The sequence below is a fragment of the Kitasatospora sp. NPDC001683 genome (genome assembly GCF_053596495.1).
The window spans coordinates 1-11,110 of sequence record NZ_JBSFGK010000157.1 but is presented as its reverse complement, the minus strand read 5'-3'; the positions used below and the strand labels follow the sequence as shown (position 1 = coordinate 11,110).

Annotated in this window: 12 protein-coding genes; 5 read left to right on the top strand and 7 right to left on the bottom strand. The window is 70.9% G+C overall.

Annotated features, from left to right (window positions below; all coding sequences use genetic code 11):
• Positions 1 to 90: 90 nt before the first annotated feature.
• The gene (locus ACWCYO_RS38910; protein WP_078656252.1) at positions 91 to 288 is read right to left on the bottom strand and encodes a DUF397 domain-containing protein; all 198 of its coding nucleotides are present in this window, start codon (positions 286 to 288) and stop codon (positions 91 to 93) included.
• Between the two features lie 13 nt (positions 289 to 301).
• Positions 302 to 1,153 (bottom strand): helix-turn-helix domain-containing protein, encoded by an 852-nt coding sequence (locus ACWCYO_RS38905; protein ID WP_270148591.1) that lies wholly within the window; start codon positions 1,151 to 1,153, stop codon positions 302 to 304.
• Positions 1,154 to 1,312: 159 nt separating this feature from the next.
• Here ACWCYO_RS38905 and ACWCYO_RS38900 point away from each other — a divergent pair, with 159 nt between their 5' ends.
• Both ACWCYO_RS38900 and ACWCYO_RS38895 read left to right on the top strand, forming a co-directional pair.
• Positions 1,313 to 1,639, top strand: coding sequence for a hypothetical protein (locus ACWCYO_RS38900; RefSeq protein WP_270148590.1), 327 nt, complete (start codon positions 1,313 to 1,315; stop codon positions 1,637 to 1,639).
• A gap of 180 nt (positions 1,640 to 1,819) precedes the next feature.
• Positions 1,820 to 2,296 (top strand): hypothetical protein, encoded by a 477-nt coding sequence (locus tag ACWCYO_RS38895; RefSeq protein ID WP_449786843.1) that lies wholly within the window; start codon positions 1,820 to 1,822, stop codon positions 2,294 to 2,296.
• A 68-nt stretch (positions 2,297 to 2,364) separates the two neighbouring features.
• On the opposite strand, the gene ACWCYO_RS38890 is transcribed toward ACWCYO_RS38895, so the two are convergent.
• Together ACWCYO_RS38890 and ACWCYO_RS38885 are read right to left on the bottom strand one after the other, a co-directional pair.
• The gene (locus ACWCYO_RS38890) at positions 2,365 to 2,598 is read right to left on the bottom strand and encodes a hypothetical protein (RefSeq protein WP_270148585.1); all 234 of its coding nucleotides are present in this window, start codon (positions 2,596 to 2,598) and stop codon (positions 2,365 to 2,367) included.
• 172 nt (positions 2,599 to 2,770) lie between these two features.
• Positions 2,771 to 4,372 (bottom strand): purple acid phosphatase family protein, encoded by a 1,602-nt coding sequence (locus ACWCYO_RS38885; RefSeq protein ID WP_270148584.1) that lies wholly within the window; start codon positions 4,370 to 4,372, stop codon positions 2,771 to 2,773.
• A gap of 382 nt (positions 4,373 to 4,754) precedes the next feature.
• Between ACWCYO_RS38885 and ACWCYO_RS38880 the strand changes: the two genes are divergently transcribed.
• Complete coding sequence (locus ACWCYO_RS38880; RefSeq protein WP_270148583.1) at positions 4,755 to 5,411, top strand: transglycosylase family protein; 657 nt, start codon at positions 4,755 to 4,757, stop codon at positions 5,409 to 5,411.
• A 307-nt stretch (positions 5,412 to 5,718) separates the two neighbouring features.
• On the opposite strand, the gene ACWCYO_RS38875 is transcribed toward ACWCYO_RS38880, so the two are convergent.
• From ACWCYO_RS38875 to ACWCYO_RS38865, 3 genes are all read right to left on the bottom strand, one after another.
• Positions 5,719 to 7,644: an APC family permease gene (locus ACWCYO_RS38875; protein ID WP_270148581.1), complete on the bottom strand. Its 1,926-nt coding sequence runs from the start codon at positions 7,642 to 7,644 to the stop codon at positions 5,719 to 5,721.
• Between the two features lie 305 nt (positions 7,645 to 7,949).
• Positions 7,950 to 9,545, bottom strand: coding sequence for a multicopper oxidase family protein (locus tag ACWCYO_RS38870; protein WP_449786842.1), 1,596 nt, complete (start codon positions 9,543 to 9,545; stop codon positions 7,950 to 7,952).
• Between the two features lie 95 nt (positions 9,546 to 9,640).
• Positions 9,641 to 10,033: a hypothetical protein gene (locus ACWCYO_RS38865; protein WP_449786841.1), complete on the bottom strand. Its 393-nt coding sequence runs from the start codon at positions 10,031 to 10,033 to the stop codon at positions 9,641 to 9,643.
• 193 nt (positions 10,034 to 10,226) lie between these two features.
• Here ACWCYO_RS38865 and ACWCYO_RS38860 point away from each other — a divergent pair, with 193 nt between their 5' ends.
• Both ACWCYO_RS38860 and ACWCYO_RS38855 read left to right on the top strand, forming a co-directional pair.
• Complete coding sequence (locus ACWCYO_RS38860; RefSeq protein ID WP_449786840.1) at positions 10,227 to 10,487, top strand: hypothetical protein; 261 nt, start codon at positions 10,227 to 10,229, stop codon at positions 10,485 to 10,487.
• Positions 10,484 to 11,020 (top strand): hypothetical protein, encoded by a 537-nt coding sequence (locus ACWCYO_RS38855; RefSeq protein WP_270148574.1) that lies wholly within the window; start codon positions 10,484 to 10,486, stop codon positions 11,018 to 11,020. The genes ACWCYO_RS38860 and ACWCYO_RS38855 overlap by 4 nt, the downstream gene beginning before the upstream one ends.
• Positions 11,021 to 11,110: the final 90 nt, after the last annotated feature.

The window sequence follows — 11,110 nt, the reverse complement described above, 5'->3', positions numbered from 1 at the left end:
AGTCCAAGCACACCTGCTCGAACTCCTCGGCATCGACGAAACCCGACCCCGCTGGCTGGAGACCTAAAACCCCATGTGCGAAGCGCGGGGCTAGGTCGTCAGGTGGTCGAACTCCCCCGCCTTGACGCCGAGCAGCAGGGCACGGAGCACGTCGGGTGAGGTCGAGATGATGATGCCGGGGGCATCACTCTCACGAATCCTGATGCCATCGCCGGACGCTTCGGCAAGGTAGATGCAGTTGGCGGTGTCGCCGCTGAAGGAGGATTTCTGCCAGCTCTGATCGGCCACGATTGTTCCCGTCTCAAATGCTCTGGGCGATCCGGCGGATGAGGTCGCGGGAAGCGTCAGGCTTGAGCGCGCTCGCCTCCAACCGGTCCAACACGGCTCGATACTTGATCAGCTGCGGCTCGGTGTCAATGAACTCGAACCGGTCGCCGTCGACCTGCACACTGTCCAACCGTGCGACTTCGGCGGCGAAGTACACGATCCCAGCACCGGAACTCGGGAAGCTGCCGGTGCCGAACGGGATCACGCGTAGGTCGATGTGCGGGTACTCGCTCACGGTCAGCAGGTATTCCAGCTGGTCCCGGGCAACGTCCGGGCCTCCGAATTCCATCCGCAGGGCGGTTTCATGGACGACGGCCGACAGCGGGATCGGCTGTCCCCTGTACAGCACCGCCTGGCGCTTGATGCGATGAGAGACAAGGTGCTCCACTTCGGGTGGCGACAAGGGAGGGACCACATCCCGGAAGAGTGCACGAGCGTGCTCAGGGGTCTGAAGTAGGCCGGGGATGTGAATCACCGTGGCGATCCGCATCGATTGCGCATGGTGTTCGACCTCCGCCAGGTCGAGCGCCCCGGCCGGGAGGATCTCGCGGTACTCGTCCCACCAGCCCCGGGTGCGGCCACCGGTCATGCGGGTCAGCGCCTCGATCAGGGCCTCATCCGCGCAGCCGTAGAGACGCGCCAGGCTCCGCACCCGGTCCGCGCTCACCGGGTATCCGCCGGATTCGATGTTGCTGATCCGGGACTGCTGAGTACCGTGCAACTCCCCGGCCCGCGTGACCGACAGCCCAGCCTGCTCGCGCAGCCGGCGCAGCTCCGTGCCGAGCCGCCGCTGCCGGATGCTCGGCGGGATCTTACTGGGCGGCATCCGCTGTCCCCTTTCCCTGCTCGCCCTTCACTCCATGGAGTGGTAGTGCAATGAATTACCCATGGGCGGTGGACTACATACTACCGACTGGCTACTTTGATTGTGCGTCAGTTTCGCCCTTGCTGGGGCGCTCAACTCCCTTGCACGTAGGAGACTTCCATGACTGCTGCGCCCTCGCCAAACCCCCGCATCCCGTTCGACCAGGAGCTGTGCGGGCTCGTCCTCGACACCGCTCCCCGGCTCTTCGCCGTCGTCCAGGTGTGCGACGAGGGCCGGGAAGACGCCGACGGCTGGGTCGCGGCCTGGGGGCTCGTCGACCACGCCGGGCCGACGCACGTGATCAGCCTCGACGGGCGGGCCCGAATGACCCTCCCCTCCCCCGAGCGGGCCCTGCGCCACTTCGCCGACCGGCCCGGCATCACCGCGCGCCTGGTCTGGCTCGCCCAGCCGGACACCGCCGCCATCGACCGCCCCGCGGCCGCCTGACGCCGGTCCGCCCTGTACGCAGGAAGTCGGCCGGTCCGACTTCCTGCGCAGACGATGACTCACACGCCGGTACTCGGCACCACTCAGCTCGCGGTCCACCTGCCTTTCTCCGGATCGACTGCGCCCCGCCTGTTCACTCGTTAGCGTGAGGACCAAGAGCGAACCCAAGCACGGGGAGGCATGGGATGGGTCCTGGGGGTCTTCCTCACGGCCTGCGTGCTGGTCACGGTGGGGTGCGTGTGGTGGGGCGTGGTCGAAATGCGCCGGTCCTTCGACCGGCCTGAGACCGACTACGACCGCGCGGAGCGGCTGGCGGGACTGTACTACAAGCAGCACCCCGGCAAGGGGCGGTACTACATCCCAACGGCCGCTGCGCTGTCCCGGGCAGCCGACGGGTCGCCGGTCGCCTACCTGCACTTCGGGATAGCCGGCGGCGACTACGCCAACGTCGACGACTTCCTCCACACCTACGACCTGCCGAAGCCCGGCTCCGTCGCCCCACTGCCGCAGGACCTGCGGGCGGCGCTGCCCGGCGACGAACCGGCCGAGGGCCTGCTGCTACCGGTAGGGCAGGCCGGGCGGCAGATCTTCGTGGTGATGCGGCCATCCGACGTGGAGGGTGCAGGCGACGTCTACGTCCGGGCCACCGGCACATGAAAGGGCTCCCGGTCCGCTGCGCAGGAAGTCGGCCGGACCGACTTCCTGCGCAGGCTTGAACGCGACCGCTACCCCTGCTCGTCCTCGTAGCTGAACGGTTCGACGGTCCAGGGCAGCCCCGACCCGTCCCGGAAGGCGGCGAAGCCCGGCGGGAGGCCGGCCAGCTCGGAGATGGAGGGATCGTTCTCCGTCGTGCAGGCGATGCAGTACACGCCGCTGGAGTCGGGGAGATTCGGATCGTTCACGCCGTCCCCGATCAGCCAGTCGCCCTCGCTGTCATGGATGACGACGAGGGCCGGCATGCGCCCCTCCGCGACGGTCCGCTGCACCACGGCGCCCAGGTCGGGTGGAAACCGCCCGTCCGGGAACGGAAAAGGTGCGTGCCGGACGAGTGGGTGAGGCGTGTCGTTCGTGGCAGCAGTATCGCGGCCCGCCGCGCCGGGGCGGCGGGGCGGGCCCGCCCGACAGGTGCAGCTACCGGGCGGCGGCGCGATCGCCCCGGGAGTCGGAGTCCTCGTCGTCCCCGTCCCAGCCGTCGCTGCGGTCGCGGTAGAGGGTGAAGCGGTCGAACAGCACCGGCGTCGGGATCGGGTTCGCGGCAGTGGCCGGTACCGAGTGGTAGTAGGACACCGTGATGGTGGTCCGGCCGCCCGGGACCGGCCCGGGGTCGACGTCGAAGACGGCGACGCCGTACGGGTGGGTGGTGTCCGGGTCGGTGACGGCGGACCAGTGGGCCTTCTCCTTGGCGTCCGGGTCGGCCTTGAAGGTGAGGCGCTGGGTGCGGACGGTGGCCTCGCGGACGCCGTCGCCGTCGGCCGGGAGGTAGACGTCGTCGTGCCCGGCGGTGCCGCCGCCGCCCAGGATGAGGTGGACGGTGCCCTGGGAGGTGTCGATCTGCCGGAGGTCGTCGTCGACGACGGCCGGGGTGAGCAGGCCGCCGGGTTCGGTGCCGCGGACGGGGTGGGTGCGCTCGTAGTCGTGGTCGTGCCCGGCCAGGACGAGGTCGACGGAGTGGCGGTCGAGCAGTGGCAGCAGCTTCTCGCGGATGCCCATGTCGCCGCCGTGGCTCGCGGCGGAGGAGGACATCGCGAACTGGTGCAGGTTGACGACGATCCAGTCGACCGACCGCCCACCCCTGGCACGCGACAGCACCCGCTCCAGCCAACGGAGTTGGGCGCCCTCGCTGTAGTCGCTGATGTAGATGGACCGGCCGGTGGCCGGGTCGAGGCTGGCGTCGTCCTCGACGGCGATCTCGTTGCCGTCCAGGCTGACGAACAGCACCGAGCCGACCTGGAAGCTGTACCAGTTGCCGCAGTGGTCGCGGGTGCCGTTGTCCGGCAGTTCGAAGCGGGTCAGGTAGGAGGCGTACCCGAGGTCGCCGCCGCCGGCCTCGACCTCGTGGTTGCCGGGCGCCGGCATCCAGGGGCGGTTGGCGGCGGACTTGGCCATGTTGTTCATGAACGCGTTCCAGGCCTGCGGCTGGAGCTGCGGGTTGTTGTTGGCGTACGCGAGGTCGCCGTTGAGCAGGTGGAACAGCGGGGTGAACTGCTCGACCTGCCGGACGGCGGCGGCGCCGTGGACGGACGACTTCTTGAACACGTCGTCGCCGGTGCCGAGGTCGCCGAAGCTGGTGAACCGGAACGCGGCCCGGCCGCGGGCGGGGGCGGTGCGGAAGGTGCCGCGCACCGGCTGGGCGCCGTCGTGCAGCACCTCGTAGACGTACGTGGTGTCGGGGCGCAGCCCGTCCAGGCGGGCGTGGTGGGTGTAGGTCTCGACCTGGTTGAGACCGTCGACGTAGCTGCGGCTGAACGCGTCGACGCTGCGGCCCGCACCGCCCCGCGGGGTGCCGATCCGCACCCGGGGACGGCTGACCGAGGCGGCCGTCGCCCAGGAGACGGTCATCTCCCGGGACGGCTCGTTGCCCCACTGGAGGTGGATCTGCTCCGGTCCGGGGGTGCCGGCCACGGCCGGCTGGGTCCACAGCAGGGTGGACGCGGGCAGCGCGGTCAGCGCACCGACCGCCGTACCGGTCCGAAGGATCGTCCTACGCGAGGGATGGGTCGGGAGATGTGCCACTGCCGGAAACCTCCTGGGCTACGAGAAACGCCCCGGAGGCTTCCAGTCTGACGGTACGTCCACGCTACACCCGACCGTGCCGACGGCGAACGGGAGTTGAACGCTGGTCCGTACCAGTCCGTGCATCGGCGCGTTCATCGTCCTGATCGATCGTCATGGCCCAATTCAGATCGTTCGTCGAGAGGCGGTCCCGGCCACTGCGGGAGTCGACCGTCGACGGGGGGTTACGGCCGGATGGCCGCGGGCCGCCGGGGTGGTCCCTGGGGCCGGGCGGGTGACCTTCCGGACGTGTCGGCGGCTGCGCACCCCACTCGGCGTGCATGGGTTGGAACGCGCCGCCTGCGGGCGGTGCACGCCCTGTCCCCGGACCTGAGAGCCGCCCATGCCTCCCACCGCTCGTCTCCGCCGCGTCGTTCCGACCGCGCTCTGCGCCCTCGCCGTCGCCCTCGCCGCACCCGCGGCCCACGCCGCACCCCCGGGCGGCGAATCCGGGACCGACCCCGGCGGGAGGTCGGAGGGCAGCCGGTACGACTGGGAGCGGGTGGCGGCCTGCGAGAGCAGCGGCAACTGGCACATCAACTCCGGCAACGGCTACTTCGGAGGCCTCCAGTTCGACCAGTCCACCTGGCGGGCGAACGGCGGCCTCGCCTACGCCCCGCGCGCCGACCTCGCCAGCCGCGAGGCGCAGATGGCCGTCGCCCAGCACCTGGCCGACCGCCGCGGCCTCTCCCCCTGGCCGGTCTGCGGCTCCCGCGCCAGAGGCGGCCACAGCCACCGGCCCGTCCGCGAGCAGCACACCGATGGCGACGGGCAGGCCACTCGCGACCACGGGCGCGACGGTGTCCTGCCGCCGCCCGCCGCCGCCCCGTCGGCCGGGGACGGCCAGTGGACCGTCCGCGAGGACGACACCCTGGACCAGATCGCCACCGTCCTCCAGATCCCCGGCGGCTGGCCCGCGCTCTACGCGCTCAACCGCTCCGCCGTCGGCGAGGACCCGGACCTGATCCAGCCCGGCCTGGTGCTGCGCCTGCCGTCCTGATCCCCGCCACCGACCGGCACCGGCCGGTGCCGCCGGACGCACCGACCCGCCGCCCACGCCGTTCCCATCCGGCGTGGGCGGCGCCCTGTGCCGCGGGCGCTACGGCCGGAGCGCCGCCAGCACGTGCAGTCCGCGCGGGTGCGGCCCTCATGCGGGCTGGGCCCTTTCTCGCGTCGTCCGGCGTGCTGATGATCCGACCGCACTCTACGAGCCCCTACCGGAGCACTCCACGAGCCCCTATCGGAACGCCGACGGCCCGCCCGGTCCTGGTGGACCGGACGGGCCGGGACGTCAACGGAGGCGCGGCTCAGCCGACGTGGACGCGCGGACGCTTGGTGCGGTCCGGCTCCGCCTCGCGCAGCACCTCGCGGGTGACCGGCGCGACCTCGCCCTGACCGAACAGGAAGAACCGCAGGAACTGGGCGAAGGGGTTGCCCTCGGTCCACTCGAAGTACAGGTGCGGCCGCTGCCCGGTGCGGTCCCGGACGGTGAGCGCCAGGGCGGCGATCGCGTTCGGGATGCTGGAGCTCTCCAGGGTGAGCACCCGGTAGCGGCCGTGCAGGACCTCGCCGCGCACGGTCAGCTCGGACTCGAAGTCCGACGCGTCGCGGACCGTCACCTCGACGAAGACCAGGTCGTCCTCGCCCGGGATGTCGTTGTCGGCACGGATCTGCCGGATCTTGTCGCGGTACTCCGCGTTGTCGCGGTTGCTCGGCTCGTTGGCGATCAGGCGCAGCGGGCGGTGGGCGTAGTCGCGGATGAAGCGTTCCGCCGTGTCGTCCAGCACCACGTTGGTGACGCGCAGCTCGAAGGCGCGGCGCAGCCGGGAGAGCAGCGAGACCAGGATGATGCCGGCGATGAAGCAGGCGCCGATCTTCAGACCGTCCGGCCGCTCCATGCAGTTCAGCACGGTGGTGTAGAGGAAGACCGCCGAGATGATCCCGAAGGCGATGGTCCAGCCGCGCTGCCGCTTCTTGTAGGCGGCGATGGTGACCGCGATCGCCGCCGAGCTCATCAGCACCAGCACACCGGTGGCGTAGGCGCCGCCTTGGGCGTCGACGTCGGCGTCGAACAGCCAGGTGATCAGGAAGGAGATGAGGGTGAGGACGATCACCATCGGGCGCACCGCCCGCGCCCAGTGCGGGGCCATGCCGTAGCGCGGCAGGTAGCGGGGCATCAGGTTGAGCATGCCCGCCATCGCGGAGGCACCGGCGAACCACAGGATCACGATGGTGGACAGGTCGTAGACGCTGCCGAAGGCGCCGCCCAGGTACTCGTGGGCCAGGAACGCCAGCGCTCGGCCGTTGGCCTCGCCGCCGTTCTCGAACTCCTTGGCCGGGATGAGCAGCGTGGTGATGAAGCTGGTGGCGATCAGGAACGCGCTCATGATCACGGCGGCCGTGGTGAGCAGCTTGCGGGTGCCGCGGATCCGGCCCGCCGGGTCGGCCGCGGTGTCGGTCGGGTCGCCCTTGATGTGCGGCATCACGGCGACACCGGTCTCGAAGCCGGACATGCCCAGCGCGAGCTTGGGGAAGAGCACCAGCGCCACGCCGATCATCAGGATCGGGTTGCCGTGCTGGGTGGTCAGCGCGTCGGTCCAGTCGGTGACGACGTGCGGGGCCTGGATGATCTTCCAGACGCCGACGACCACCACGACCACGTTGAGCACCAGGTAGACCCCGACCAGTGCCACGGCCAGGCCGATCGCCTCGCTGAAGCCCTTCAGGAAGACCGCGCCGAGCAGCGCGACCAGGAACAGCGTGATCAGCACCTGCTTGCCGCCCAGGACGCCGGTCAGGTGCGGGTTCTCGACCAGGTGCGCGCTCGCGTCGGCCGCGGACAGCGTGATGGTGATGATGAAGTCCGTCGCGGCGAAGCCGAGCAGCGCGAGGACGAACAGCTTGCCCTTCCAGAAGGACAGCAACCGCTCCAGCATCGAGATCGAACCCTCGCCGTGCGGGCTCTCCTGGGCGACCCGCCGGTAGACCGGCAGCGCCCCCAAGAGGGTCACGATCACCAGCACGATCGTCGCGATCGGCGACAGCACGCCGGCCGCGAGCGCGGCGATGCCGGGCTGGTAGCCGAGCGTCGAGAAGTAGTCGACGCCGGTCAGGCACATCACGCGCCACCAGCGCTGGCCCTCGTGCGCGCCTCCCGTGCCGTGCGCCCCGGAGTCGCCCGGGTTCGCGTCACTGTCCGTGTCCGCGTCCGAGGCGGTCTTGGAAGCGGACATGTCCGCCAGCAGCCAGCTGCGGACTCGTATTCGCGCCGACGACGGCTCCTCCGTCGTCGTCTCCGTCGAACCCGACGAAACCACCTTGCACCTCTTGATTCAAGACCCCGTAAAAGCGCCGTCGGGCGACGGCAGTGCGCCAGGCTATGCGACGACCGTTAAGGACGCGTCATCGGCCCGCGTTAAGAAAACGTCATGGATGCGCAGGTGGGGGCGGGTGGCCCGGCATTGCGGGCCCGGCGCCGGGGCGGGGCGGCGGTGCCGCCGCCGTCCGCCGCCCCGGCGTCTCAGGACGTGGACGGGTGTTACGCCTGGTAACCGAGAACGGTCATCATGCCGGTCTCAGCGTGGTAGACGTTGTGGCAGTGCACCATCCACAGTCCCGGGTTGTCGGCGTCGAAGTCGACCGCCAGGGTCGTGCCCGGCAGCACGATCGCGGTGTCCTTGCGCGGGCCGTCGGCCCCCAGGGCGAAGGCGTGACCGTGCAGGTGGACGGGGTGCCACATGCTGGTGCTGTTGCGGAACTCCAGCCGCACCCGCTCGCCGGCCGCGACCGGGTAGCGCTGCGCCGGGTCGTACCGGCGGCCGTTGAACGCCCAGTCGGCCTTCGCCATGCCGCCGGTGAGCTCCAGCTTCACGGTGCGGTCCGGCGCCTTGGCGGGCAGCCGGACGCTCGCCTCGGCCTTCAGCTGCGCGGCGGTGAGCAGCCGGCCGTCCAGCTCGGCCGGGCGGACGGCGGCGTCGGGCGCGGCGCCGCCGCCGGTGCGCAGCACGGCCAGCGCGGTGGCGTTCTTGCCCTCGGCGAGGGCGGTCAGCGGGAAGACGCCGTCCTTGGCGGTGACCAGCACGTCGTAGCGCTCGCCCATGCCGAGCAACAGCGCCTGGGTGGTGGCCGGTTCGACCGGGAAGCCGTCGGTGTGGGTGACGGTCAGGTCGTGGCCGCCGAGGGCGATCCGGTAGGCGGTGTCGCCGCCCGCGTTGATCAGCCGGATCCGGATCCGGTCGCCGGGCCTGGCGGCGAAGGTCTCGGGGGCGCTCGCCAGGCGGCCGTTGGCCAGGTGGAACGGGTGGGCGACGTCGCCCGCGTCGCCGCCGAGCAGCGGGCTGGCGGCGCCCATCAGCATCCGGGAGGGGCCGGCGGTTCCGGCGGGCGTATCGGCGGCGCCCATGTCCATGCCCGGCATGCCGTGTGACGAGTGGTCGGTCCCGCCCATGCCCTGGGCGAGTTCGGCGAGGACGGCGTCCGGGGTGCTGCCGTCGACCCCGTCCACCCAGTCGTCCAGGACGACGACCCACTCCTTGTCGTAGCGCAGCGGCTCCTTCGGGTCCTCGACGATCAGCGGCGCGTACAGGCCCCGGTCCTGCTGGACGCCGGAGTGCGGGTGGAACCAGTAGGTGCCGGGGTGGGAGAGCGCGAAGCGGTAGTCGAAGGAGGCGCCCGCCCGGACCGCCTCCTGGGTCACACCCGGGACGCCGTCCATGTCGTTGCGCAGCGCGAGGCCGTGCCAGTGCAGCGAGGTGGGCTGCGGCAGGTGGTTGGCGAGGGTGAGGGCGAGCGTGTCGCCGGCGGTGGCGCGCACCTCCTGGCCGGGCAGGCGGTCGCCGTACGCCCAGCTGCGGACGGTTCGTCCGCCCAGGTCGAGGGTGGTCTCGGTGGCGGTGAGCGCGACCTTGCGCTCGGGGCCGGGCCGGCGCCGGGCCTCGGCGGCGACGACCTCGGGGCCGTTCGGGGAGACGAAGCCGGCGGGGGCGGCGGCGCTCGTGGAGGGATGGTTCATGGACGAGTGGTCCATGCCCTTCATCGAGTCGGAGCCGGAGTCGGAGGAGCAGGCGGCGAGCAGGCCGGTCCCGGCGGCGGCGAGCGCGGAGACCAGGACGGTACGACGGGTGGGTGTGCGCATGACGGAGTGCACCTCGTGCAGTGGGGTGGGTGTGCAGGACATCGCGTCGGCCGTCCCGTCCCCGTACACACGGGCACGGGACGGCGGGCGCGCGCCTACTGACGCAGCACCGAAAGTCTGTTGAGGAGTATCCGCCCGCCCCCGGGCGGCGGCAGCGCGCGGACGGCCCGCAGCAGGCGGGCCCGCACCTCGGCGGCGGCGTCGCCGCTGCGGCGCAGCAGCGGGCCGACGACCAGGAGCAGCAGGGTCCAGCCGGCCAACACGGCGAGACAGACCGTCATCGGGTCCATGCCGTCGGCGGTCGGGCTGTGGTGTCCGGGCATCTGCTGGGCCGCCGTCACCTGGAGCCCGTGCCCACCGTGGCCACCGTGCCCGCCGCTCGGGTGCCCGAGCGTGTGCATCGTGACGATGCCGAGCAGCAGGGCGGCGAGAAGCAGCAGGCGCAGCACGCCGGGCAGCGGGGAAACGTACGGCCGTTGCTGCGCCATCCTCCGCCTCCCGCCCGCCTCCGCCAGTCCGCTTACCCCCACAGGGTATCCCGAACCCGACCGGACTGTTGCCCCGTCACTCTGCCCCCACACGTCCGCCGACAATCCTCCGCATGGATTCCGTTAGCATGCGTCACTAGTTTTCGAACACACGGACCGGCCGCCGGCCGGTTCTCATGCATGGGGGGGCACCATGGCAGATCCTGACGCGCACTTGGAGTTCAAGGTCAAGCCGTCCGAACTGGACGCCTTCGGCCAGCACATCGAGAACTGGCAGCACGAGGTCGTCGACCGCCTCGGCCACTCCGAGTGGACCGGGACGGCCGCCGGGCACGCCAACACCCGGATCCAGTTCCTGGGCAACGAACTCCAGGCCGCGAAGCAGGACTGGGAGAAGGGCTCCCCGTCCCTCATCGGCATGGGGAAGGCCATCACCGGAGCGCCACTGTCATGAGGACCACCGGTTGCACCACCGCAAGCCGGACACGCACCGGCCGGGTTGCGGTCACGCTGGCCCTGGCCATCGCAGCGCTGACCCTGAACGCCTGCGGGGTGAACACCCTGCAGGAGCGATCGAAACCCACGATCACGCTCGACGAGGCGAAGAAGCAGGTTGACGGGTATCTGACGGACACCCTGGCGCATCTGCCGATCCAGCCCACCGAGACGCCGGCGTTCAGCGACCTGGAATGCGACGCCAACGACATCGGCCCGCACGGCCGGAAGGAGACCTCGCGGGGGTACATCTTTGCGAACCTCCCGTTGTCCGACCGGACACAGGCCGCCGACGCGTTCCGCACCTACCTCACCGGACGGGGCTTCCAACCGGTATCGGAGCCGGGCGTCCACATAGGCTGGGTAAAGCTCAAGAACCCCAAGGACGACTTCGTCGCCATCCTGGACGGCGCCAGCGACACAAGCCGTACATTCCGGCTGGACATCAGCTCCCCCTGCGTCTGGCCCAACGGCACCCCACCCCCCGCCTAGCCCCGCGCTTCGCACATGGGGTTTTAGGTCTCCAGCCAGCGGGGTCGGGTTTCGTCGATGCCGAGGAGTTCGAGCAGGTGTGCTTGGACT

Coding starts and splice junctions, on each gene's coding strand:
- ACWCYO_RS38855 (WP_270148574.1), top strand. CDS start 10,484: ATGAGGACCACCGGTTGCACCACCGCAAGCCGGACACGCACCGGCCGG.
- ACWCYO_RS38900 (WP_270148590.1), top strand. CDS start 1,313: ATGACTGCTGCGCCCTCGCCAAACCCCCGCATCCCGTTCGACCAGGAG.
- ACWCYO_RS38880 (WP_270148583.1), top strand. CDS start 4,755: ATGCCTCCCACCGCTCGTCTCCGCCGCGTCGTTCCGACCGCGCTCTGC.
- ACWCYO_RS38905 (WP_270148591.1), bottom strand. CDS start 1,153: ATGCCGCCCAGTAAGATCCCGCCGAGCATCCGGCAGCGGCGGCTCGGC.
- ACWCYO_RS38870 (WP_449786842.1), bottom strand. CDS start 9,545: ATGCGCACACCCACCCGTCGTACCGTCCTGGTCTCCGCGCTCGCCGCC.
- ACWCYO_RS38860 (WP_449786840.1), top strand. CDS start 10,227: ATGGCAGATCCTGACGCGCACTTGGAGTTCAAGGTCAAGCCGTCCGAA.
- ACWCYO_RS38875 (WP_270148581.1), bottom strand. CDS start 7,644: ATGTCCGCTTCCAAGACCGCCTCGGACGCGGACACGGACAGTGACGCG.
- ACWCYO_RS38895 (WP_449786843.1), top strand. CDS start 1,820: ATGGGATGGGTCCTGGGGGTCTTCCTCACGGCCTGCGTGCTGGTCACG.
- ACWCYO_RS38890 (WP_270148585.1), bottom strand. CDS start 2,598: ATGCCGGCCCTCGTCGTCATCCATGACAGCGAGGGCGACTGGCTGATC.
- ACWCYO_RS38865 (WP_449786841.1), bottom strand. CDS start 10,033: ATGGCGCAGCAACGGCCGTACGTTTCCCCGCTGCCCGGCGTGCTGCGC.